We start from the raw sequence: 21,636 nt of genomic DNA on the forward strand, positions 1-21,636 counted from the left end.
AGTTGCGCTCATCGCCTGGGTTAGTCGGGAGGGGGTGGTATTCGGGGAGCCGGCAGCTTCTCAGAGGCGGACCCAATCACGCTTGTCACGAGGCTTGCGATCACGTCAAGCTCTCTGCGTGAGGGCTCGACAAGGTCGGCCGGGTAGTTGATGTCGTGGCGCAGCTGCCGCAATTGATCGAGTTGTGCGTGGCCCTTCGTGTCCACGATCCCGATGGCGAGTGCGTAGTCGACGACTGCCTCGTGGGCGCCAGGAGCGTTGCGAAATCGGTATCCGTTGAGGGTGGCGATCGCCGTGACCGAGAGTCGGGCGGCTTCGTGGAAGTTCGACACGGCCGGCAACGACAGTCCCGTTTCGAGGCCGAGCTCCGCAAGCGTCTGGAACGAGCGTGCTTCTAGCAGGGTTCGACGGGCGGCTGATCGGTTCTCAGCACTCCGAGCCACCAATTGATGCATCTGATCGCGTTCGATCGCGGCGAGTGGAACCGGCCGGTCACCTCGCATGTTGGCGCCTCAGCACCGGGATCGAGTGCTGGCGCAGTTCGGCAAGTCGTTCGTTGTCGGGTTCGACGACGAACTGGTCGATCTTTGCACCGGTGCTCGCTTCGAGCCGCAGCCGTTCCTCGGCGAGATCGAAGCGAGTGAGGGAGTCGGCGACGATCGCTATGTCGATGTCGTTTGGCGGAGGGCCGGAGATGCCGTTGACGCGATCGGCCCATGATCCAAAAATGAAGACCTCGTCGATCTCGGGACGGCCGTCGTACTCGGCGATCAGCACGGGAACGATGCCTCCTACATACGCCAGCAGCTGTCGCAGGGCCGGGGCGAATGGCAGGTCATCGGCCGGCACGGCGACCTGGCCGGTACCGACGATCTCGGTTCGGATGAGTCCTGACCCTTCCAGCCTGGCGAGTTCGCGGGCCACGGTCGACTGCGGAATGCCGAGTCGCCGTGCCAGTTCCGCGCCGGTTGCCGGCACGCCGTGAAAAATTTCAGCGAGTAGCCGCATCTGTTGTGCTGACCTGAACAGCGGTAGCAGGGCAGAACTCGGCATCGCCATGCGGCGCAACATACACCCGCATTATGGGTAGATCAACCCGTAATGTGGGTAGCGGCGACCCGACCGGGTTCACTCATCAAGCAGAGCCCCGGCGTACCAAGGAGAAGGTCACCGGGTTCTACGTTCGGGGCCTCAACGGCACCAAGGCCCTCGACGTGGTCGAGAAGCAGAAGTACATCGCCCAACGCCGGCCCGGCACGCCCGACGACGCTTAGGAAGCCGCTTCGACGCTACCTGCCCCGCTCGGAGGACGACGGAAGATGCCTTGCTCGTACGCGTCAGCCTCCGCTTCCAGCGCGTGGGTCGTGGCATGGCGACCATCGATGATGACTGCCTGGCCGTTCGGGTCATAGAGCCGACCATCCGAGTCGGCGAGCATGTCGCCATAGGGATAGAGCGGGTTCGACGGCGTCGGTTTGGGTGCGGTCTTTGTGGAGCTCATGAGGGACCTCGCAGTGTGCTCGGGCGGAGCTTCATCGAGTGAATCACCCGGTAGCCAGTATCGGTCGTGAGGTAGACGATTTCCAGTAGCTGTCCATCCCGGGCTGGACCGATGACCAAGATGCGCTCAGCGGGCCGGGCTGGTGGCTCCGGCGCTAAGGGCCAGTAATCAAGCAGAGCCCGGCGGCCCCAACGAGAAGGGCACCGAGCTCTACGTGCGCGGCCTGAACGGCACCAAGGCCCTCGACGAGGTCGAGAAGCAGAAGTACATCGCCCAACGCTGGCCCGGCACTCCCGACATCGCCTGACGAGCTCCTCACTTCCGGGCGCCGCCAGCGGCCCCGGGTACCACGTCGGTCTACGCCTGACGCTGCGTGTACCTACGATGCCGCTGGCATCGGCCCGTATTTCTGTTGTGCGGCCCGCTTGCTCACTCCGAGCATGGTTGCGATCTCCGACCAGCTCCGGCCGTCCAACCTTGCATTCCGCACGACCGCCCAGAGTTCCTTATCTACAGCATCGCGCCGGTCGACGACCTCGGCGATGGCCCGCAGCGAAGCGGTATCGACCTCCTGGAGATCTTCAAACTCGACCGAGTCCGCCCACGCTTCCAACGCCGCCGCTTGATCTTCTCGTGACTTTGTCATGGCCTCCACATCATCGGTCTCAAAGGTGCGCCAGTGGTTTCGATAGGCGTGGATCATGTCGTGTTCAGCGACACCGTGCTTGCGTGCGCTCGCCACATCCTGATGCGAACAACCGTCGATCTCGATCCCGAGCTTCATGCCGAAGCCCAGGCCTACGCGCGGCGACGCCGCCGCGTGTCGCTGAGTTCGCTCGTCAACGAGGCGCTCCGCAAATCGCTTCGGCCCGTGCCACTGGTGGAGCGCGACGCTGTGACCGGCTTGGGCGTGGTCCAACTCGGCTACCCCGTGAGTTCCGAAGATGTAGCGGATGCCCTCGACGGCTGACGCGCTACTCCTCGACGCCAACGTGCTGATCGCCGCCACCATCGCCGATCACGAACACCATGAGCGGGCGCGCCAGTTGCTCGGCGACAGCCGACGATTCGCAACCTCCCCATCGACCCAGGGTTCACCGATCCGGTACCTGGTTCGAGTCGTTCTGCGATGAGCTCACTGCCCCTGCGGAAGCTTCATGCCGAGGATGGCAGATCCACCACGAACAGGATGGCAGATCCACCACGGGTACAGTGGCAGATCCACCACGTCAACGGTTGAAACACCCTAGGTGCCTGATGAATCTGCCTTCTTACCTCGACCGACGAGCCGCCCCTTTGGTGACCGAGGCGCTGGGCGACACGCGCGTGGTCGTCGTGATCGGGGCACGCCAGGCCGGCAAGAGCACGTTGGTCCACGAGGTATCACGAGACATCTCCAACGTGCGAGAGCGTCGCCTGGACCGTCCCAACGAACTCCAGGCGGCGGCTGCAGACCCGGTCGCCTTCGTTGAGCATGACGGCCTGCTGGTGGTGGACGAGATCCAACGAGCTCCTGAGCTGCTGCTTCCCATCAAGGCTCGGGTCGATGAAGACCCGCGTCCGGGCCAATACATCCTGACGGGCTCTGCCCGGTTGCTCGGGTTACGCAACGTTCCCGACGCGCTGGTGGGACGCACCGAGACCGTGGAGCTGTGGCCATTCTCCCAAGGCGAGTTGGATGGATCGCCCGACGAATGGGTAGACCGCGTCTTTGACGTTTCGCCGGACTGGCGGAGCCCGGAAGTGTTGGAGCGCACCGACTACTTGGAGCGGTCCGTCCGGGGAGGCTTTCCCGAAGCCGTCCGTCGGCAGGGCCGCCGTCGAGAGCGATTCTTCGAGTCCTACGTCAACGATCTCCTCGACCGGGACGTCACCCAGTTGGCTGACATTCAACGCCGCTCTGATCTCCATCGGCTCTTGAGGCTCGTAGCAGACTCGATGGCTCAGCCGATGGTGATTGCCCGAGTGAGCTCTGCGCTCCAACTTCCCGAATCCACGACCCGCCGCTATCTCTCACTGTTCGAGGAGGTCTTCCTGATTAAGCGGTTGCCCGCATGGTCGGCAACCGCCACCAAGCGGGCATCGCGGACGCCGAAGACGCTGTTCGTCGACACCGGTATTGGGTCGCACTTGGCCGGGCTGGGGCTCGGCCGTCTGCAACGGGATGAGGCGCTGGCCGGTCCTGTATTGGAGAACCTGGTGCTATCGGAGCTTGCCAAGCAGATTTCCTGGTCGTTAACCCGGCCATGGCTTGGTCACTATCGCACCCGTGACGGGGATGAGGTCGACGGTGTTCTGGAAGCCCCGGACCGACGCATCGTTGGCATTGAGGTCAAGTCCGCTAGGTCGGTTCGGTCCGAAGACTTCCGCGGTCTCAAGCACCTTCAAAGCCGAGTGCCCCAGCGCTTCCATCACGGCGTGGTCTTGTACACCGGCGACGAGGTGCTGTCGTTTGGGGCTGGACTCACCGCCCAGCCGATCAGCTCGCTTTGGGCCTGAGCTGCTGACCGAGGTCAAGGCGCCCTTGCTACTTGAACCCGCGTATCGGCTTCGGCTCGTGACGCGCTCGTCAGTTTGTGGAGCTTCGGCTAGTCAGTTTGTGGAGCTTGCTCGGTCAGAGACCAAGCGCTGCTCGCAGGCGGGCGGGACTCATGCCGACGGCGCCATCGTCCACCTCGGGGAACGAGGCCAGAAGCCGTATGAGGTCCTCGCGAGCGATCGGGTCGGCGGCAGCTTCCCGGGGCGTGCGGCCACCCAGCGCCGGAATAGTGGAATCCAGCCATTCCGTTTCGTAGGTCGCCATGTGGGCCTCAATCGCCGCCCGGATCTCGGGGTTGGCGAGCATCTCGGCCTGATTGGGCAGCTCGGGCGGATCGTTCTCGTCGAACTCGTCCAAGGCGCTCAGCTTGGTACTGAGGTGGACCGCATCCGGAACGTGCTCGGCGATCAACTCCAGGAGTTCCCCGGCCCGCTCGACCGAGTTGGTGCTGCCCAACATCGTGTCGCCGTCCAGCTGGATCGACGCGACGAGCGCATTCGATTGGTTGGCGGTGTCCCGCACCAACGTCCAGCTGTCTCCATCGTCGGTGAGACCTGCCCGACCCAAAGCCTCAGCCACGTCGGCGCCGTCGGGCAGCGACCAGGTGACTTCGGTCGGCTCCATCTCATGGCCATCGGTGTTACGGATTTCCGGCGCACGGTGCATCGAACCGAGCAACTCCATCAGTGCGTCGGGGTCCTTGTCGTCAAGTACCGACAACGCAGCCTGCACGAGATCTGGTCGGAGCGCCATAAACCCCGAGAATGCACGGTAGATGTCCCCGACCGGCAGAGGGCGACCGATCAGGAGGCTACCGGGCCTCGACATCGGGTTATCGTCCACGTTGACGACCTCGATCATCTCGCCGGTGCCAAGATCGCGAAGCTCGATAGAGCCCGGACTGGTCGATTCGACCTCGAACACTGTGCGGTCGACCAGCATCCACTGCTGAGCGAGAAGCACCTCGTCGTCGGGGAGAGTCGATAGTCGTCCGTCAAGGAAGCCCTGCTCGAACTCCTCTTCGTGGAGCACGACGTCGGAGATCAACGGCGCCTTGATCATCTCGGCCCAGAGTGAGGGTTCGCCCATGACATCGGTCAGAATCCCAGCGAGCGAATCGATCTCGTCGTCCGCCTGCTCACGCGCAAATCGAACCATCTTGTGATACAGCCAAAGTGAGCGATCTTCGATCGGGTGCAGCTCGCGCCCGAGGTGACACACCTTGTACTTGCGGCCCGACCCGCATGGACAGCGCTCGTTGCGGCGAGCCATCGGCGGCGGAGTGTTGTCCGCCCAGACCTCGATCTCGTCCTGAAGGTCGTCGATGACCTTGCGGTAGGTGTGCGGCAGCAGGGTGAGCTTGGGGAGGTCTTCGACCAACCGTTCGGCTTCCCGCAGGAGCTTCTGTGCCTCCTTGGCCTGGCTGCGAGCGATGGCGAGCCGGGCGCGGTCGATCAGTACCGGGAGGTAGCCGGTGCTGCCGGGCAGGTCATCGAGCACCACTGCCGCGGAATCGATATCGCCGAGGACGAGATCGCAGTGGGCCACCAGCCACCGCATGGCCCAGCTGGTCGGGTCGTCCTCGAAGAGCGCCGCGACCGTCGCCGCCAAGCCCCTGGCGGCTTCGCATCCCTCGGTTTCGGAGCATTCGTACGCGACGACCGTGGCGATCGACTTTCGTTCGAGCAGGGCCTCGAACATCACCGGAGACGTCTCCTGCTCGTCGGGAGTTGCCCCGAACGCCATCGGGCTCTCCACGGCATAAAGTCCGATGGCGCCCAGCAGAATCTGTGCTCCCAGCGCGTCGTCGGCGTCGACGCCCCATCGGAACATCGATTGGCGTTCCCTGTCCGCGTCGGCGAGCACCTCGGGATCCAGATCGGCGGGCACGACCGAGCGCCGCTCGACCCGCAGACCCGCAGCGGCGAGAAGATCGGTCGACGATGGCAGCGGCTCGCCCGCCATCAGCGAATGATCGGCACGAATGGCCTCGTGGAGCACGGTCGACACCTGGCTCCGCATCACGTCAACCACCTCGTCGCTACCGTGGGGCTGGTACTGCTGGTGATCGGCGACGGCGTAAAACGCCGTCCGCGCTGCGGCGGCGCGATCGGGATCGACTTCGGGTGGGCCGACGAGTTGCTCGATCACGAGCTTGCCCTGACGGACCCGGAACGCCACCCACGAGTCGGAGAACGCATCAAGCCATCCGTCGGGGCCCACCACCACGTCGGTGTCGACGTCGTCGATCATCCAGCCGTCGCTCTGGATGTCACCGATCCGCTCGCCTGACTCGTCGAACACATCGACTGCGCATTCGACGATCCACCACCCGATCGCGTCCAGTTCCGGCTTCATCAGGATGTAGCCCTCAGCGGCCGTCGCCGGGTCGATCCACACGCTGAACGCCACGCCATCCGTCAATCCGGGGATGTATCCGATGCCGTCCCCCAACTCGAGGAACCGAGGGTCCATCTGGATGCGGCGATCGACGTCGTTCGCGCTGATTCGGTACCCAGCCTCGGCCAGCCGATCGCGAAGTTCGGAGCGGGGGACGACGCCACCACCGATCACCTCTGCGAGTGCCGCACCAGCATCCTTGTCGCTCATGACCATGGCACCAGTTTGCCACCGCGCCGGTGGCTACTGTGCTTTGCGGCGTGAACGACGAGGCTGAGATGAGTGTGAACCGGGGAACGTCGACATGGCAGCGTCGGCGGACGACGGGGCGGCCTCGACGACGACCATCGCCTCGGCCCCGACGTGTGACCAGGGCGCCACGACCGATGAGGTCGAGATCGAAACGGTGGCCAAACCCGCCTACGACCGGGTGACCCTCGGAGCGGCATGATCGGAGCGTCCAGATCATCGCCCAGCACATGGAGGCCAAGTCGTCGCTCACGTTGCAGGTGGTGGCCTCGACGGGTGCCTCTGCCAAGCCCGAACTGGTTGGCGAGATCGACGTGTCCTCACTGAACGTGTCGCTTCCCACGACCACGGAACTCACCGAGGCGTAGCGGCCCACCGACCGCCTCGGCTCGTCTCCCAGGTTGGCAATCACTCGTCGGATTCAAACGACTTGGCTCGGATCTCGGCCAGCACGTCACCTGTCAACGGTCGGGCCGCACCCGAATCGAGGCCTTCTGCAATAAGAGGCCGCGCGGGTAGAAAGAGGGAACGTACGTTCGAAGCGAACGGCGGGTCGTCCAGCTGGCTGGTGAAGGCGGCTGGGACCTGAGGCGAAGGGTCCACCGGTCGGGGTTTGTCCTGTGCTTTTATGGCAGGTGCAACCAAACACCCGAAAACGGTGGAGGCCACCATTATGCGCGCGTTCCACCCCGAAGTCATGATGCTGCCTGGGCATCTATCGAGCAGTTCATCCCCCGACACGTCGACAATCATCCCAAAGGAGGTCACCGACCACGGATCGATGACCGCACCTGTTTCGACGTTGTGCACGTCCGTTTGACCACCGGCTGCTCCTGGGTAGACGCCGAAAGGATCTGTGGCGGGAAGGTCTCCGATTCCACCGTCAGAGAGCGCTACAGCCTGTGGGTCGATGCCGGGGTGTTCAAAAAGGTTGCAGCGAACGCGGTGGTCGCGTAGGACCGGATCATCGGGCTCGACATGTCGGAGATCGCCATCGACGGGTCACTGTTTCTGCTCAGGGCGGGCACGTTGATTCGCCCAACAACTGTTGTCAACCGTCCCCGCGCATGATGAGCGGTGGGGCCAGTCGCCGGGTTCAGGTGATCTTTCGAATGCGACTGTTGCCAGAGTCGGCGACGTAGACGGTGCCGTCGGCGCCGACCGCCACCCCGTTCGGCCCGTCGGACTGGGTGCGTCGAGGCCAACGGCCATCCCGACGGGAAAACCGAGCAACCGACGTCGGGCGAGGTCGTTGACCGGCAACCGGATCAGCCCTGCATGTCCCAGGTCGGACAGGGCCCGATCGACCTGGTCTGAGCTGACCGGCACCCCCGTGGCGAGGCTTGCGATGAGCCCAAGCTCAACCCGGGTTCGGACACAATCGACAGCCAAAACACTGCGGCAACGCCGCTGCCTCGGCGGAGCCTGGATCACCCCCGTTGGCCCGGCCGACCAGAATGGGTCGATGCATGAGGAGCTCAGCGGCGCCGGGGCCCGCATCATCCGGAACTGGATAATCGTGTGGTTCGTCGTGGTCGTGGCGATCGGCGCCGGCTACTCGCTCTTGGCCACCGTCGGAGGTGGCGTCACCGTGATGGTGATCGGTCTGGTTGCCGGCGCGCTGGTTGGAGCGTGTTCGGCCGTCTACCTGCTGGTGCGTGGCGAGCATCACGCAATCAAGGCGGCGTTCCCCAAAGCACCATCGCAGTACGACGCTGAGCTCACCGGCCGCGCCGAGAAGTATGCGAACGCCCTCGGGATCGCGCCTCCAACCGTGTACCGCTTTGAGGGCGAAGGCCCCAACGTCGCCGCACTCCCGTGGGCGGACGGGAGCGCAGTGATGGTGTCGTCAGCCGCGCAGTACGGCCTGACACCGGGAGAACTCGACTCGTTGATGGCGTTGCAGTTGAGCCTCCTGCACCATCCGAAGGCCCGCCGCAACAGGCGTGCGGTCGTTGCATCCAACCTGGTGATCGGCTTTGTGGCGGCGTTCTGGTTGACCGCCGCGGCGATTGGAGCCGCCACGAGCGGCGAGGGGATGCCTCGCCTGATCATCGGGGTGTTCATGACCATCGGCGCCGTGGCGCTGCTCGTTCAGCTTCGGCGACGGATTCGCTGGGGTTGGGGGCTGCTGAGCGACGGGGTGGCCGTCGCGACGACACGTCACCCCGGACCATTGGTTCACGGCCTTCGGCGGGTGGCCTCTCACAACGGCGACCCGGTGCCGACCAAGGCGTGGCTCGGACAGGGTGACCACTACTGGGTGGTGCCGGTTCGCAAGCACTCATCGTCGAGCCTGGAAGTCAACGGCACAGAGGTCTCCAAGGCGTCAACCGAAATGCTCAACGACGGCGAGTTGCTGATGCGGGCATCGCTGGTTGAGGACGTCTGCGTGCGGGCCGGCCCGGCGACCAAGGCGAGATGGGATGAGGCTGCAGCGGTGTTCCGCGGCCTGACCCGAGGGGCGGCCGAATGGTCAGCGGCACCGGGTGAGGTCGATGGAGTCGTCGTCACGATCCTCGGCATGGTGAACGACGACATCGGGCCGGTCCACGGGTCGTGGGTCGAGGGACAACCACCGCCCTGGCCGCCACCGGTGCGCTGACTTCCGACAAGCGACCCGGCGTCGCACGCCGGGGAACGCATCATCCTGACCTGGTAGGTCATCTGGTTTGCGTTGGTTGTGGCGATCAGCGCGGGGTATTCGCTGTTGGCAACCTCCACCCGCAACGGCGTCGTGTTGGCGGTTGGCACGCTGACCGGCGCGACCAGAGGTGTGGGCGTCGCCAGCTACCTGCTGGTGCGCGGCGAACACCACGCGATCAAAGCGTCATTCCCCATGGCGCAGTTGCAGTTCAACCCCTACCTCACGTGGCGTGCCGAGACCGGGATCACGGTTGGGAGGGCCGGGGGATCACGGTGACGATCAACGGAATGATCGACAACGACATCGGGCCGATACACGGATCGTGGGTCCGGGGAAAGCCACCGACCTGGCCGGGCCCGAGGCGCTAAACGTCTCGGAGTGATCCCGATATCGGCGCTCGGTCGCTGCTCCAGGGGGTACACCAATCCGTTGCACTGGCCCGGCGGTGCCCGGTAAACCGGTTGCATGAGCACCGACGCCGCTACTCCGATCCAGATCGTCATCGATGCGACCGACCCGCTCGCCCAGGCCCGCTTCTGGGCCGAGGCGCTGCACTACGAGGTGGAGAACACCACCGACCTGATCAACCGGGTGATCGAGGCCGGGCTGGCCACTCGGGACATTATCCACGAGGACGACGGACGTCTCTACTGGAACGATCTGGTCGGCGTCGGCGACCCCGGCGGGACCGGGCCACGCCTGCTGTTTCAGCGCAACCCCGCGGCCAAGACCGACAAGAACCGGCTGCACCTCGACCTCAACGTCGGCGCCGAGCGCCGCGACGACGAGGTGGAACGGCTCCGCCAACTCGGTGCCGAGGTCCTGTACGAGATCGACGAGCCCGGGGGTCATCACGTGACGATGGCCGACCCCGAGGGCAACGAGTTCTGCGTGCAGTAGCCGCTGAACGCCTTGGTCGAGCGCTTCGACATGTCCCGCGTCGGGGTGGCCAAGCACCTGCGTCTGCTGGAAGAGGCAGGGCTGGTCGTCACCAAGCGACGGGGTCGCGAGAAGTTGCACTACCTCAACCCGGTTCCCATCCGGCTGGTCCACGACCGCTGGGTGTCCAAATTCACCGAAGGCTGGACCACCGGCCTCGTCGACCTCAAGGAAGAACTGGAGCACACCATGGAAAAGGTTTTCGAGATCTACATTCGGACCACGCCCGAGCGGCTGTGGGAGGCGATCACCGACCCGGACATCAGGGCGAAGTACAACTTCGGGGCCGCCGTGAGGTCGGACTGGACGCCCGGCTCCTCGTTCACCATGTCGCACCCGAACGGCTCGGACCCGCTCGGCGAGGGCGAGAACCTGGAGGTGGAGCCACCCCGCAAGCTGGTGCAATCGATGCGGGCCCTGTGGGGGCCCGAGGTGATCGCCGAGGGGACCAGCCGGGTCACCTGGGAGATCGAACCCGTCGGCGACTCGTGCCGCTTGACCGTCACCCACGACCAACTGCGAGAGGGCGCCAACGACCAGCTGTTCGGCGGCTGGCCGATGATCCTGTCCGGGCTGAAGACCTGGCTCGAAACGGGCGAACTGCTCACAACCCCCGGCTCGCTGATGTACCTGGGGGATCGCCCACCCGAGGGCTCGCCCTAACGGAGCGTCGCTCGGGTCACCGGGTGTGTCGGGCCGCAAGCACCGCTCGCGCGTCAGGCTTCATGCGGGCGAAGTGAACCGTGACCCCCAGGTCGCCGTCAACACCCGCCAAGCGGTCGAGTTCTCCGACACCTGGGGAGTCAATGGAGTTGACGGCCTCGAAGTCCAACCTCCGTGCCCGTCGTTTTTGGAAGCTCACCGACGACGACCTCGATCGCAGCGCCGAGCAGGAAGCCGGTGATGACCGCCTTGGAGAGGAACCGCGAGATCCATCCCATCTTGAGCACCGCCAGCACGAGAAACAGCACTCCCGCCATCAAGGTCACCGCACCAACCAGCTGTGGGGTCTTGTCGTCCGCCCGGCATCCCCGTCGTCACCACTGCGCTGGCGGCAACGGCGGCGATCGCCGATACCTGGGCAGCCACTCGACGGTGGGCAGTGGGCGCTTCACCGGTGGCACCCCACCCAGGCGGGTTGAAACGAGGCGAACGGGGACCGCCACGTAGCCCAGCCGCCCGGCTCGGCTGTTGTCGAACACTCAGGGGTGGGCGGTGCGATAGACACGACAGAACGGACCCGCAGGGTCGGGGGGCGCATGGGCAGGACACGGACGGCCGACTGGGGAACCTTCTACGTCACCGGCGGGGGAAGCGGCATCGGCCGTCACCTGGCGGGGTTGCTGGCTGCCCGGGGCGCCTCGGTGGCGGTGTTCGACCGCAGTATCCCGGCCGAGGTGCGCGGCGAGATCGAGAGGGCACGGAGCGACGTCGACCAACAGGTGCGCACCGCCGAGGTGGACGTGTGCGACGCCGACGCGCTGGCGGCGGCGGTCGCCGAGGCCGTGGCCGCCATCGGCGCGCCCCGACTGGCGATCAACAGCGCAGGGGTGAGCATCAACGACCGCTTCGCCGAGGCGAAACGGGAGGATTTCGAGCGCACCGTGGCGGTCAACCTGTTCGGCAGCCGCAACTTTGCCGCCGCAGTGCTGCCCCACATGGGCACGGGCTCCCGGCTGGGGCTGATCGCCTCCCTGGCCGGCATCACCGGCGGCTACACCTACGCCGGATACGCCGCCTCCAAGGCCGGCGTGATCGGCCTGGCCCGGGTGCTACGCCTGGAGTACGCGCCCGAGGGCATCGGCGTGTCGGTGATCTGCCCGCCGGAGATCATGACCCCGATGGTTCGCCAGTACGACGCCACCATGCACCCGGCCACCCGCGCGCTGAAGGACGTGGCGGGCACGCTACCCATCGACGAGGCGTGCCGGGAGATGCTCGACGGCCTGGCCCGGGGCCGGTTCACCGTGATCCCCGGCGCCAAGGCGCGCCGAGCCGCGCTGATGACCCGGATGTTGCCCGAGCGGGTCACCACCGCCGTGGCCGACCGCATCGTCGCCAGGGCCGTAAAAAGTGCCGGGCGGAACGACCTGTGACGATCGCCCCTGGCCCTTCCGCCCTGCATGGTTCATCCTTCTTCCATGGCCGATGAGCGAACAACGATGACCGTGGGCGAGCTGATGGCGAAGTGTCTCCAGGCCGAGGGGGTGACGTTTATGTGCGGCATCGTCGACGGCGCCCACATTCCGCTCGTGTCGCAGTTGGGCGACTACGGGATCGACTACCTCAACACCCACCACGAGGAGGCGGCCACCCACATCGCCGAGGCCCATGCCCGCATCGGACACCGGCCCACCGTGGTGATCGGCAACCCGGGGCCGGGCGGAGCCAACATGCTGGCGGGCCTTACCAGCGCCCACGGCGAGGGGCACCCGGTGGTGGCCATCGCCTGCACCCGGCGCAGCGCCACCACCCAGCCCGAGCGGGGCGGCGCCTGGCAGGCCACCGACCTGGTGGACATGGCCAGGCCGATCACCAAGTATTCGGCGCTGATCGCCCGGGCCGATCGGGTGCCCGAGCTGATTCGGGCGGCGTTCCGCGCGGCCACCACCGGCCGCCCCGGGCCGGCGTTTCTGGCCATCCCCGACGAACTGCTGGCCCAGGAGATCGACATCTCGGACCTGCGCGTCACCCCGGCCGTCCAGAACCGGGTGATCGACCTGGGCTCAGGCGATCCGACCGCCATCGAGCGGGCGGCGGAGGCGCTGGCCAACGCCGAGCACCCCTTCCTGTATGCGGGCAAAGGCGTCGCCTGGGCCAAGGCGGCCGACGAGTTCGTGGCGCTCGGCGACCACCTGGCCGCCGGTATGAGCACCAGCCTGGGCGCCCGCGGGGTGGTGCCCGAGGATCACCCCCACTACTTCCACATCTTCGATATGGCCACCACCAGCGCCGTGCGCAGCGACGCCGACGTGGTGCTGGTGGTGGGCGCCCGCCTGGGCGAGTACGACGGCTGGGGCATGCCGCCGGCCTGGGGCGACCCCGCCGCCCAGCACACCATTCAGATCGACTGCGACCCGATGTCGATGGGCCTTAACCGGCCGGTGGACGAAGCCATCGTGGCCGACGCCAAGGCCGCGCTGGCGGCGCTGGGCGAGGCGGTGCAGGTCCGCTGCGAACGGCGTGCTGCGCTGGTCGATGCCGAGAAGTACGCCGCCTTGAACGCCGAGACCGTGAACAACGCAGTGCCGTTTGTGATGGCGGAAGGCACCGACGGCGTCAACCCGGGGCAGATGGTGATGGCGGCTCGGGAGTTCTTCGACCGCGACGCCATCTGCGTGGTCGACGGCGGCAACACCACCCTCTGGGCGGTGGCGCTCAACCCCATCTTCGGGCCCGACTCGTTCCTGTACTCGGTGAAGATGGGCTACCTGGGAACGGGCCTGCCGTTCGCCATCGGCGCCCAGTTGGCCGCCCCCGACCGAACCGTCTACCTGCTCAGCGGCGACGGCGCCTTCGGGTTCAACCCGATGGAGATCGAGACCGCGGTGCGGGCCGGGCTTCCGGTGATCTCGATCGTGTCGGTGGACAGCGGCTGGGGCATGGAGCGGGCGGCCCACCGGTTCAAGGGCATCGACGAGGCCCGCCACCAGGGCACCGACATCTCACCCGACGTGCGTTACGACCTGATGGCCGAAGCGATGGGCGCCCACGGCGAATACGTCACCGCGATGGACGGGTTCGTCCCAGCGCTGGAGGCCGCCGTGGCGTCGGGGAAACCGGCGGTGATCCACGTGCGGGTCGACGGCGAGCTGAACACCAACGCCATCGGCTACGAGCAGTTCCAGTACAGCCGAACGCTGTGAGCGAGCTCCCCTCCCTCGCTGGACGCTCGGTGTTCATCACCGGCGCCAACGGCTTTGTGGGCCGTAAACTGGCCGAACGCTGCCGGGGCCTGGGTGCCGAGGTGATGGGCCTGGACACCGTTGCCGAAGTGGAGCGGGGTGTCGTGGCGGGCGACATTTGCGATCCGGCGGCGTGGCAGGGGTTGCTGGACGGGTGCGACGTGCTGATCCACACCGCGGCGGTGATGACCAACAACGTCAACCCCGCCGTGGCGTGGGGGGTGAACGTGGTGGGCACGCGCCGGGTGATCGAGGCGGCGGCCGACGCCGGGGTCGGCCGGTTCGTGCACCTGTCCACCATGGGCGTGGGCCGATTCGCCCAGATCCAGACCGAGGCGGTCGAGCGGTTTCACCCTGATGCGCCCCTGGACGAGCACTGGCCGCTGATGCCCACCGGCAACCCCTACACCGACACCAAGATCGCGGGGGAGCACGCGGTGCTGGCCGCCCATGCCGCGGGCGAACTGGCCGCCACGATCATCCGCCCGGCCGACGTCTACGGGCCGGGCTGTCGGCCCTGGGTGCTCGAGCCGCTGGCCGCCATTCGATCCGGCCGATTCCTGCTGCCGAACCACGGCGAGGGGCTGTTCACCGCCATCTACGTCGACGACCTGGTCGACGGCATCCTGGCCGCAGCCACCACCGAGGCGGCCGCCGGGCACATCATCCATCTGGGCGGCGAGGAGCCGGTCAGCACCGCCGAATACTTCGGGCACTTCTACCGCATGCTGGGGCTGGACGGCCCACCCCGCAGCTACTCCACCCGTACTGCGATCGCCATCGCCGAGGCCGCCAGGCGCAGCCTCCAGCTTGCGGGCAAACCCACCGAGTTGGGCCGGGGCGTCATGGAGATGCTCAACAAGTCACGGCCCGTGTCCAACGCCAAGGCCCACGAGCTGCTGGGCTGGGCGCCGCAGGTGAGCCTGGCCCAAGGCATGGCCCACACCGAGGAGTGGCTCCGAGCCAACGGCCACCTCGACGACCTGGAGGAATGACCGCCACCGCGGCGCCGGCCCGCCGACGGAGCTCGACCGGCGTTCTCTCGTCGATGCGAGTGCATATCTGGTCAGGTTCGTTGCGTGATCGTTGTATTCGTTGTTCAAAGCGGTTGACGATACCGGTCGGGATCCTTACGATGGCCAGATGATCGAACCCGATCCCACGCCAGAAGAGCCACACTCTCCCCTCTTGAAGGGCTTCGTCAGCTACGCGGAGTTCGACATCGCACTCGTCGACCGCTTTCTTGACCTGCTTCGCCCCCGCCTGGACTCGGCAGCCGGCTTCCGAGTGGATGCATGGTTCGCTCGACGCCACCTTGCCACCGGTCACCGGTGGCAGGAGGAGATCGACCGGGCAATGGACGAGAGCGACTTCGGCCTGTTCCTCGTGTCACCTGCGTTCTTGGTCAGCGACTACATCGGCACCGAGGAACTGCCCCACTTCCTCAACCGCGACGACGCCATCATCCTGCCGGTCGGGCTGGAAACGGTGAACCTCCAGACGGCCAACCTGAAGGGTCTGGAACAACACCAGATCCACCGGCTAAGACAGAAGGGCAAGCCCCAGCGACAGTGGTTCAGCGAATGCGGCGGGATGAACCTGAAGCGCTTCTGCAATCAACTGGTGCAGGACATGACCACCCGATTCGACGAGAACGGCCTGCTGGGCTGATGGCCACCGACGACTGGCCACGCCTGACCGCCACTCAGGCGGTACCTCTGCTGCATCAACTGTCGGCCACCATGAGCGGCCGCCACACGCTGCGCGGCCGGTGCACCCAACTGGCCGACGTGCTGGCCACCACACAGGGGGCAGACACCGAGTTTCTACTGAGCGCTGCGCTGGACAGGCTGTTCCCCGACCATCCGCAGGCGGTCAACAGGTTTCGCGACTTCCGCTACGCGCTGAACGGTGAGGCCGAACGGGCGGGAGTGCCGATACGGGTACAGACCGACACCCAGCGCACCGGTGACGCCGGACGTCGGGGTTGGTGGGCCGAGGGCATGCCGGCCGGCAGCGCCGAGGTTGCCCGGGTATCGACCTTGGCCAGCCGCACGTTGGAGACCTCCCCGGTCACGTTGGACGCCGTCGACCAGGCGGACCACGAGCGGACCGCCCGGCAATTGGGCGCCACCACGCTGTGGGTGCACCTTGAGCACGGCGAGGAGGAGTCGGAAATGGCTGAAGCGATGGAGACGCTGCTCGACCAGCGAACCCAAACGAACCTCAACCTCGCCGCCGCCAACCTGGCTGTGCGCTACTCCACCTGCAACCTGGTTGCGGGCCAAACCGAGGCCCACCGGAAGAGGCGCAGAAACCAAGCGACGATCGTGATTCCGCTGTTGACCCATGCCGAGCTGAAGCGGTTGGCCGAGGGCCCACCCTGGCCGGCAACCACGTGTACGGCGCCGGTGTGCATTGAACCGCTAACCGACCACATCAAGAACGGGCACCTCGTCGGGAGGCTTGGATCTGCCACCAACCGACCCATGGTCTTTCGGGGAGGCAAGCCCTGGCCCAACCGCAGAGATTCGCTGCCACGTGCCGCCGATGAGTTGGCGGACGCCGTAGTGGCGCTGTTGCTGGGGGGCGTCCGCACTGCTCGTCACGGCGACGAGACCCTCGAATCTCTCAGTACCGGCGATATGACCGAACCGTGCAACCCCTCCAAGCAGCACGAACACCAGGGGAGGCTTTTAGCCCGCAGGCTGCCGACCGAGCAGATCTTCGTCCACGGTGACGCCGCCCGCTACGACCTCACCGAGGGCACGTCCAGCTCGCAGCAACTGGCCACCCAGCGCTCTGACCGCTCGGAGGCGTTCGACGCCGTCACCAACCTGCGGCAATGGGCCAACGACCCGGACGGTGCGCCATATGGGGTGATGCTTGGCGACCTGGGCACCGGCAAGACCACCACCGCCATGGTGCTGAACAACGATTTGAACGACGCCTGGCATGACTGGACCGAGGAGCCACAGGACGAGGCGCCACCACTGTCCATCTATCTGGACCTTCGCACAGTTGAGGCGGGACTGCGAAGCGCTCCACGCTTGAATGAGGTGATCGACAGCGTGCTACGAAATGCCTGGCAGGTGGCCGATAGTGAAAGCGTGAACGCCCGGGTGGTGCTGGACCATGTTCGCAACCAAGGGGCGCTGCTGATCTTCGATGGCCTCGACGAGGTGCTGGTGCATCTCAGCCCCGCCAAGGGCCGAGACTTCCTACGCGAACTGTGGCGGGCGCTGCCTCCCGCCATGATCGAGGACGACGGTCAGCACACGGGCCGACTGTTGATGACGTGTCGCACCCACTATTTCCCGACGATCGACCGTGAACGCTCGTTCTTCGGCGGTGAGGACAAGGAACCCGTCAAGAACCTGTACCGCGCCATCTATCTGTTGCCGTTCAACGATGCTCAGATTCGCGACTACCTCCAGCAACACTTCACCGAGATCGAACGGGAGGTGGACACCCCCGATTCGGTTCGACAAGCCATGGAGTTGCTGTCCATGGTGCACAACCTGATGGAGTTGGCCGAGCGGCCCTACAACCTGCGCCTCATCTCTGATCAGTTGCCGGCATTGCGGCAGGCCCGCCAGGAGAAACGTCCGGTCAGCCTCGCCACGCTGTATAACGGCTTTGTCACCCAATGGTTGGAGCGGGGCGAGAACCATCATCTGATTCGTTCAGCCGACAAGCGGCTGCTGATGGAAGACCTGGCGGCGCACCTCTGGCGTCGCGGAGGCAGGGGCATCGACCACGCTGCACTCGACAACTGGCTGTTCGAGCGTCTCGAGTCGCTACCCGAAATGCAACGCTTCTACGGGGGCGACCGGGCGGCACTTGAATTGCTCGCCGAGGACCTGCGCACGTCCACCTTCGTGGTGCGGCCCGGCGTGGATCGTTTCGAGTTTGCCCACACCTCGCTGCTGGAGTTTTTCCTGGCCCGGTACCTGATGCGAGCCCTGGTCGAAGGCCGCCACGAGGCGTGGGCCATCCCCAACCCTTCGCCCGAAACACTCGTGTTTCTGGTCGATCTGGCGCTTGGCCTGGGCAGCGACCCCGATGCCGCCCGCGACGTGGCGGCACTCCAGGCCACACTGGACGAACTGGCACGGGTCCCCCGCCCGCTGGCATCGGAGCTGGCGTTTCGTTATTGCCTGGCGGCCAACGATCGGCAGGCCCCCGGCCGGACCCTCACCGGGTTCAACCTGACCGGTGCCTCGCTCCGACACTTACACGTCGCGGGCCCCACCACCGGAGCAATGCTGAACCTCTCGGGCTGCACGTTCGACCAGACGGATCTGCGTGACACGGTGTTCTCCCGGGTGCGGATGGACCGGGTCTCGATGCGCTCCGCCCGACTGGACCGGACCGAGTTCCTTGGTTGCTCGCTGAGCACGATCGACCTGCAGGACGCCTCGCTCCCGGCAGCGCTCATGCGTGAGAGCCGGCTGAACGACATGGACCTCTCCTCGGCCACCACGACCCGAGGCAAGGTGGTTCGGTGTCGAATCACCGGATGCATCTGGCCCGACGGCACCGGCGAGACCGCCGGCGACATTCTGGGCGCCGACAACATTGGTGCCACCCGCCCCCCCGCCCCCAACTGGCCCCAGCCCCAACGCATCAATCCTCTCGCCCGGCTCTTGCCGGGCGGCCACAACGGCTCGGTGAGCGGGGTGGCCTACAGCCCCGACGGCACCCGGATCGCCACCGCCGGTGACGATGGGACCGCGCGGGTCTTCGACGCCGCCACCGGCGAGGAACTCACCGTGTGCACCGGCCACAACGGCTCGGTGAGCGGGGTGGCCTACAGCCCCGACGGCACCCGGATCGCCACCGCCGGTCTCGATGGGACCGCGCGGGTCTTCGACGCCGCCACCGGCGAGGAACTCACCGTGTGCACCGGCCACAACGGCTCGGTGAGCGGGGTGGCCTACAGCCCCGACGGCACCCGGATCGCCACCGCCGGTATCGATGGGACCGCGCGGGTCTTCGACGCCGCCACCGGCACGCTCACCACGCCAATCGTGCCCCTACCAGTGCCTGAACGAGCTACGGTTTCGGCTCGGGGGGACTTACTGGCGGCTACACCCGGCGCCTGGCGATACCTCAGTGCCCTCGTGATGGCTCCCGACGGTCCGGTTCGATTGCCGATCGAGGCTGTGGCACCGGATGCTTTTGGGTCCCACCCGTTCGCCGACACACCCTGAGTGTGCGCTGCATCTGCCGAGGCGCTTGACTAACCGGGTGACTTTGCTCTCGGCTCCCGGCGTCGAATGACCGCACCAGAGGCGCACGCCGAGCCGGACGGACGCGCTCCGTGGCAGCGGGTGCCCATGCCACTGGTGGTGGTCGTTGGTGGCCTGCTGTTGACCTTGGTCGTCTGGGGGCCCTTGATACTTCGGGGCGGCGGCACCCTGCTGGACCCCGGCGACCCGGTGTTCGAGGCGTGGAACCTGGACTGGGTGCAGCACGCCGTCACTTCGGACGACAAGTTGTTTGACGCCAACATCTTTGCCCCCACCCCCGACACGCTGGCCTACTCCGACACCCGCATCGCACCGGCGCTGGTGACCCTTCCGGTGCGCTGGTTGGGTGGCTCCCCCACCACGGTGGTGAACGCCGCGTTGCTGATCGGCGTGGTCGCCAACTTCGCCGCCGCCTGGTGGGCCGGGTGGACGCTGCGACGCTCACATTTGGCGGGCGCGGTGATGGGTGTGGTGTACGCGTTTGGCCCGCTGCCGTCGTTCTTCATGCTGCACGTGCACATGACCTGGCGCATGGGCCTGCCGTTGGCGGTGGTGGGGATCTGGCGCCTGCTCGACCAGGACGACGGCGAACGGCCCGACATTCTTGGGTGCCTCGCACTGGCATCGGCGGCGCTGGTGTCGATTGGAACGTCGGTGTACCAGGCCGGGTTTCTTGCCCTCACCGTGGTGGTGGTGTTGGCGGTGCGCCACCGAAACCTGTCGTGGCGACGGTTTGGCGCCGTGGTGGGCTCCCTGGCCGTGGGTGCGATTCCATGTGTACCCATCGCATTGGCGCACCTGCGGGTGCTGAACTCGGGCGAGGTGGCGAGCTACGGGCTGGCTGCCGTGGCCGCGCTGTCGGCTCAGGTGGGCCAGGTGGACAGCCGGGTGCTGGTGTGGCGGCGCTGGTTGGGACCAAAGACACCCGCCGACCGCCTGCTGTTGCCGATGTTTGCCGGGCTCGCCCCGCTGCTGGGTGCCGCCGCCGGGTGGTTCGGATGGCGGCGTACGGGCCGCACGCAACGCAGCCTGGGCCTGGCCCTGGTGCTGCTCGGCGCCGTGCTGGGCTTCGGGCTGAGCGACACGGGATGGCGACGGTTCACCCCGATGCGGCTGCTCTTCGAGTTGCCGGGGTTCGATGCCATCAGAGGGGCGGGCCGCTACTGGACGCTGGCGTTGTTGGGGCTGGCCGTACTGTGCGCCGGTGCCGTCATGTGGCTCGACGATGCGTTGGTGCGGCGCCGCGGCGCCGGCATGGGCGCCCGCGTCGCCCTCGCCGGGGCGTTGCTGCTGATACCCATCGTCGAGGGCTGGCCTGACCTGTCCGATCTGCCCACCGCTTCGGTCACCCCACTGGACCATCAACTCGCCGAGGGCTCGGGCACCGTGGCCTACCTGCCGCTGAACATCGCCGACGACGGCATCGACTTCATCCCCCAACACGAGATCTCCGCGGTGTTCCGATCGACCGCACACCACCGGCCGATACTCAACGGCTACTCGGGCACCTTCCCTCAGTCGTTCATCATCAGGTCGAACGCGTTGAAGGATCTGCCAAGCCCGGCCGCAATGGCCGAACTGAAGCGTCTCGGCGTCACCGATGTGGTGGTGACGCCGGCCGTTGCAGGCACGCCGTGGGCGGGGCTCCTGAACCCGGACGATGCCGGAACCCTCGAGTTGGTCGGCATCGAACCCAACGGGGACGTCCACTACCGGGTGCCATGATCGGCCGGTTTCCCGACCGTTGGCGCCAGCGGGACTTTCCTGGCTAGTGGGCGTGGAGGGCCGGTTTTCGTTGGTGTGACAGGGGTTTTGGGTGTGGTGGGTGTATTACCTAAGCCGTTTGGTTGGGGAGTATTGGTCGAGGTTGAACAGGTCGTAGAGCTGTTGCTGGTTGGGGGTCATGGTGGTGGTCATGTGGCGGGCGCATGGCCGGCCTTTGTCGCCTTGGTAGAGCAGGGTGGTTTCTTGGATCCCGGCCAGGTCCGCGAGGAGTCGGCGTAGCGACAGGTAATGGCCTGCTTGGTGGGCGGTGCGTTCGAGGAGTCTGGCTGTTACGCCAAGGCAGCCATTCCTTGCAGCGGTGGTCACCGTCGTCGTCCTGAGAGGCCATTGGCAAGGTTTCGTGCTCCCCTTGCTCTACCTCGGTGTCTTTGATCTCGTGATCAAACTTCTCCAGTACCGGGAACGCAGCTCAGCCA

Annotated in this window: 24 protein-coding genes and 2 pseudogenes; 17 read left to right on the forward strand and 9 right to left on the reverse strand. The window is 66.2% G+C overall.

The window, feature by feature from the left end:
- Positions 1–20: 20 nt before the first annotated feature.
- Both MPARV_RS24510 and MPARV_RS0103395 read right to left on the reverse strand, forming a co-directional pair.
- A complete protein-coding gene (locus MPARV_RS24510) occupies positions 21–332 on the reverse strand; it encodes a hypothetical protein (RefSeq protein WP_157789439.1) in 312 nt (103 codons plus the stop codon).
- A 160-nt stretch (positions 333–492) separates the two neighbouring features.
- The gene (locus tag MPARV_RS0103395; RefSeq protein ID WP_012225769.1) at positions 493–1,059 is read right to left on the reverse strand and encodes a MarR family transcriptional regulator; all 567 of its coding nucleotides are present in this window, start codon (positions 1,057–1,059) and stop codon (positions 493–495) included.
- Positions 1,060–1,082: 23 nt separating this feature from the next.
- On the opposite strand from MPARV_RS0103395, the gene MPARV_RS24270 reads away from it, so the two are divergent.
- The gene (locus MPARV_RS24270; protein WP_012225767.1) at positions 1,083–1,274 is read left to right on the forward strand and encodes a hypothetical protein; all 192 of its coding nucleotides are present in this window, start codon (positions 1,083–1,085) and stop codon (positions 1,272–1,274) included.
- Here the strand turns inward: MPARV_RS24270 and MPARV_RS0103405 are convergent.
- Positions 1,271–1,501 carry a hypothetical protein gene (locus MPARV_RS0103405; protein ID WP_012225765.1) on the reverse strand — a complete coding sequence of 77 codons (231 nt, stop codon included), beginning with the start codon at positions 1,499–1,501 and terminating at the stop codon, positions 1,271–1,273. The genes MPARV_RS24270 and MPARV_RS0103405 overlap by 4 nt on opposite strands.
- 142 nt (positions 1,502–1,643) lie before the next feature.
- Here MPARV_RS0103405 and MPARV_RS24515 point away from each other — a divergent pair, with 142 nt between their 5' ends.
- Positions 1,644–1,808, forward strand: coding sequence for a hypothetical protein (locus tag MPARV_RS24515; protein WP_012225758.1), 165 nt, complete (start codon positions 1,644–1,646; stop codon positions 1,806–1,808).
- A gap of 72 nt (positions 1,809–1,880) precedes the next feature.
- Here the strand turns inward: MPARV_RS24515 and MPARV_RS0103415 are convergent, their stop codons facing one another.
- On the reverse strand, positions 1,881–2,285 hold the full coding sequence (locus MPARV_RS0103415) for a hypothetical protein (protein WP_238538810.1): 405 nt from the start codon (positions 2,283–2,285) through the stop codon (positions 1,881–1,883).
- Positions 2,286–2,454: 169 nt separating this feature from the next.
- Here MPARV_RS0103415 and MPARV_RS0103425 point away from each other — a divergent pair, with 169 nt between their 5' ends.
- Together MPARV_RS0103425 and MPARV_RS0103430 are read left to right on the forward strand one after the other, a co-directional pair.
- Positions 2,455–2,634, forward strand: a complete 180-nt coding sequence (locus tag MPARV_RS0103425; RefSeq protein ID WP_020377251.1) for a PIN domain-containing protein — start codon at positions 2,455–2,457, stop codon at positions 2,632–2,634.
- Positions 2,635–2,758: 124 nt separating this feature from the next.
- The gene (locus MPARV_RS0103430; RefSeq protein WP_031277164.1) at positions 2,759–4,000 is read left to right on the forward strand and encodes an ATP-binding protein; all 1,242 of its coding nucleotides are present in this window, start codon (positions 2,759–2,761) and stop codon (positions 3,998–4,000) included.
- Between the two features lie 115 nt (positions 4,001–4,115).
- Here the strand turns inward: MPARV_RS0103430 and MPARV_RS0103435 are convergent, their stop codons facing one another.
- The gene (locus MPARV_RS0103435) at positions 4,116–5,873 is read right to left on the reverse strand and encodes an SEC-C domain-containing protein (protein ID WP_420886228.1); all 1,758 of its coding nucleotides are present in this window, start codon (positions 5,871–5,873) and stop codon (positions 4,116–4,118) included.
- Between the two features lie 871 nt (positions 5,874–6,744).
- Between MPARV_RS0103435 and MPARV_RS24520 the strand changes: the two genes are divergently transcribed.
- Entirely contained in the window at positions 6,745–6,891 is a 147-nt protein-coding gene (locus MPARV_RS24520) for a hypothetical protein (protein WP_020377254.1), read from the forward strand.
- A gap of 28 nt (positions 6,892–6,919) precedes the next feature.
- On the forward strand, positions 6,920–7,057 hold the full coding sequence (locus tag MPARV_RS24525) for a hypothetical protein (protein WP_020377255.1): 138 nt from the start codon (positions 6,920–6,922) through the stop codon (positions 7,055–7,057).
- A 40-nt stretch (positions 7,058–7,097) separates the two neighbouring features.
- Here the strand turns inward: MPARV_RS24525 and MPARV_RS25515 are convergent, their stop codons facing one another.
- A complete protein-coding gene (locus MPARV_RS25515) occupies positions 7,098–7,499 on the reverse strand; it encodes a hypothetical protein (protein ID WP_020377256.1) in 402 nt (133 codons plus the stop codon).
- Here MPARV_RS25515 and MPARV_RS25975 point away from each other — a divergent pair.
- The gene (locus MPARV_RS25975; RefSeq protein ID WP_420886229.1) at positions 7,419–7,646 is read left to right on the forward strand and encodes a transposase; all 228 of its coding nucleotides are present in this window, start codon (positions 7,419–7,421) and stop codon (positions 7,644–7,646) included. The genes MPARV_RS25515 and MPARV_RS25975 overlap by 81 nt on opposite strands.
- Before the next feature lie 139 nt (positions 7,647–7,785).
- Here the strand turns inward: MPARV_RS25975 and MPARV_RS25980 are convergent.
- A pseudogene (locus tag MPARV_RS25980) lies at positions 7,786–7,860 on the reverse strand (hypothetical protein); the annotation flags it as partial.
- Positions 7,861–8,154: 294 nt separating this feature from the next.
- Between MPARV_RS25980 and MPARV_RS0103460 the strand changes: the two are divergent.
- The 4 genes and pseudogenes from MPARV_RS0103460 to MPARV_RS0103475 all read left to right on the forward strand — a co-directional run.
- On the forward strand, positions 8,155–9,294 hold the full coding sequence (locus MPARV_RS0103460) for a hypothetical protein (protein WP_020377258.1): 1,140 nt from the start codon (positions 8,155–8,157) through the stop codon (positions 9,292–9,294).
- Positions 9,295–9,372: 78 nt separating this feature from the next.
- Positions 9,373–9,612 carry a hypothetical protein gene (locus tag MPARV_RS0103465; protein ID WP_020377259.1) on the forward strand — a complete coding sequence of 80 codons (240 nt, stop codon included), beginning with the start codon at positions 9,373–9,375 and terminating at the stop codon, positions 9,610–9,612.
- 189 nt (positions 9,613–9,801) lie between these two features.
- On the forward strand, positions 9,802–10,236 hold the full coding sequence (locus MPARV_RS0103470; RefSeq protein WP_012227439.1) for a VOC family protein: 435 nt from the start codon (positions 9,802–9,804) through the stop codon (positions 10,234–10,236).
- 3 nt (positions 10,237–10,239) lie between these two features.
- Positions 10,240–10,938, forward strand: a pseudogene (locus MPARV_RS0103475) (ArsR/SmtB family transcription factor); the annotation flags it as partial.
- Between the two features lie 140 nt (positions 10,939–11,078).
- On the opposite strand, the gene MPARV_RS0103480 reads toward MPARV_RS0103475, so the two are convergent.
- Positions 11,079–11,255 (reverse strand): SulP family inorganic anion transporter, encoded by a 177-nt coding sequence (locus MPARV_RS0103480; protein WP_012227435.1) that lies wholly within the window; start codon positions 11,253–11,255, stop codon positions 11,079–11,081.
- Between the two features lie 279 nt (positions 11,256–11,534).
- Between MPARV_RS0103480 and MPARV_RS0103485 the strand changes: the two genes are divergently transcribed.
- The 6 genes from MPARV_RS0103485 (at position 11,535) to MPARV_RS0103510 (ending at position 21,160) form a co-directional block, all read left to right on the forward strand.
- Positions 11,535–12,371, forward strand: coding sequence for an SDR family NAD(P)-dependent oxidoreductase (locus tag MPARV_RS0103485; RefSeq protein ID WP_020377262.1), 837 nt, complete (start codon positions 11,535–11,537; stop codon positions 12,369–12,371).
- A gap of 45 nt (positions 12,372–12,416) precedes the next feature.
- Complete coding sequence (locus MPARV_RS0103490; RefSeq protein WP_020377263.1) at positions 12,417–14,141, forward strand: thiamine pyrophosphate-binding protein; 1,725 nt, start codon at positions 12,417–12,419, stop codon at positions 14,139–14,141.
- Positions 14,138–15,175 (forward strand): NAD-dependent epimerase/dehydratase family protein, encoded by a 1,038-nt coding sequence (locus MPARV_RS0103495; RefSeq protein ID WP_020377264.1) that lies wholly within the window; start codon positions 14,138–14,140, stop codon positions 15,173–15,175. The genes MPARV_RS0103490 and MPARV_RS0103495 overlap by 4 nt, the downstream gene beginning before the upstream one ends.
- A 148-nt stretch (positions 15,176–15,323) precedes the next feature.
- The gene (locus MPARV_RS0103500; RefSeq protein WP_100221255.1) at positions 15,324–15,851 is read left to right on the forward strand and encodes a toll/interleukin-1 receptor domain-containing protein; all 528 of its coding nucleotides are present in this window, start codon (positions 15,324–15,326) and stop codon (positions 15,849–15,851) included.
- Positions 15,851–19,396, forward strand: a complete 3,546-nt coding sequence (locus tag MPARV_RS0103505; protein ID WP_020377266.1) for an NACHT and WD40 repeat domain-containing protein — start codon at positions 15,851–15,853, stop codon at positions 19,394–19,396. Before MPARV_RS0103500 ends, MPARV_RS0103505 begins: the two co-directional genes overlap by 1 nt.
- Positions 19,397–19,462: 66 nt before the next feature.
- Positions 19,463–21,160 carry a hypothetical protein gene (locus MPARV_RS0103510; RefSeq protein ID WP_020377267.1) on the forward strand — a complete coding sequence of 566 codons (1,698 nt, stop codon included), beginning with the start codon at positions 19,463–19,465 and terminating at the stop codon, positions 21,158–21,160.
- Between the two features lie 105 nt (positions 21,161–21,265).
- On the opposite strand, the gene MPARV_RS0103515 is transcribed toward MPARV_RS0103510, so the two are convergent.
- Positions 21,266–21,526, reverse strand: coding sequence for a hypothetical protein (locus MPARV_RS0103515; RefSeq protein ID WP_020377268.1), 261 nt, complete (start codon positions 21,524–21,526; stop codon positions 21,266–21,268).
- Positions 21,527–21,636: the final 110 nt, after the last annotated feature.

The organism is Candidatus Microthrix parvicella Bio17-1 (assembly GCF_000299415.1).
In the GTDB taxonomy this organism is placed as follows: Bacteria; Actinomycetota; Acidimicrobiia; order Acidimicrobiales; family Microtrichaceae; genus Microthrix; species Microthrix parvicella.

Coding starts and splice junctions, on each gene's coding strand:
- MPARV_RS0103470 (WP_012227439.1), top strand. CDS start 9,802: ATGAGCACCGACGCCGCTACTCCGATCCAGATCGTCATCGATGCGACC.
- MPARV_RS0103510 (WP_020377267.1), top strand. CDS start 19,463: ATGACCGCACCAGAGGCGCACGCCGAGCCGGACGGACGCGCTCCGTGG.
- MPARV_RS0103480 (WP_012227435.1), bottom strand. CDS start 11,255: ATGGCGGGAGTGCTGTTTCTCGTGCTGGCGGTGCTCAAGATGGGATGG.
- MPARV_RS0103395 (WP_012225769.1), bottom strand. CDS start 1,059: ATGGCGATGCCGAGTTCTGCCCTGCTACCGCTGTTCAGGTCAGCACAA.
- MPARV_RS0103415 (WP_238538810.1), bottom strand. CDS start 2,285: ATGAAGCTCGGGATCGAGATCGACGGTTGTTCGCATCAGGATGTGGCG.
- MPARV_RS0103425 (WP_020377251.1), top strand. CDS start 2,455: ATGCCCTCGACGGCTGACGCGCTACTCCTCGACGCCAACGTGCTGATC.
- MPARV_RS0103500 (WP_100221255.1), top strand. CDS start 15,324: ATGATCGAACCCGATCCCACGCCAGAAGAGCCACACTCTCCCCTCTTG.
- MPARV_RS24520 (WP_020377254.1), top strand. CDS start 6,745: ATGGCAGCGTCGGCGGACGACGGGGCGGCCTCGACGACGACCATCGCC.
- MPARV_RS0103435 (WP_420886228.1), bottom strand. CDS start 5,873: ATGTTCCGATGGGGCGTCGACGCCGACGACGCGCTGGGAGCACAGATT.
- MPARV_RS0103490 (WP_020377263.1), top strand. CDS start 12,417: ATGGCCGATGAGCGAACAACGATGACCGTGGGCGAGCTGATGGCGAAG.
- MPARV_RS0103430 (WP_031277164.1), top strand. CDS start 2,759: ATGAATCTGCCTTCTTACCTCGACCGACGAGCCGCCCCTTTGGTGACC.
- MPARV_RS0103460 (WP_020377258.1), top strand. CDS start 8,155: ATGCATGAGGAGCTCAGCGGCGCCGGGGCCCGCATCATCCGGAACTGG.
- MPARV_RS0103405 (WP_012225765.1), bottom strand. CDS start 1,501: ATGAGCTCCACAAAGACCGCACCCAAACCGACGCCGTCGAACCCGCTC.
- MPARV_RS0103505 (WP_020377266.1), top strand. CDS start 15,851: ATGGCCACCGACGACTGGCCACGCCTGACCGCCACTCAGGCGGTACCT.
- MPARV_RS24525 (WP_020377255.1), top strand. CDS start 6,920: ATGGAGGCCAAGTCGTCGCTCACGTTGCAGGTGGTGGCCTCGACGGGT.
- MPARV_RS0103485 (WP_020377262.1), top strand. CDS start 11,535: ATGGGCAGGACACGGACGGCCGACTGGGGAACCTTCTACGTCACCGGC.
- MPARV_RS24270 (WP_012225767.1), top strand. CDS start 1,083: ATGGGTAGATCAACCCGTAATGTGGGTAGCGGCGACCCGACCGGGTTC.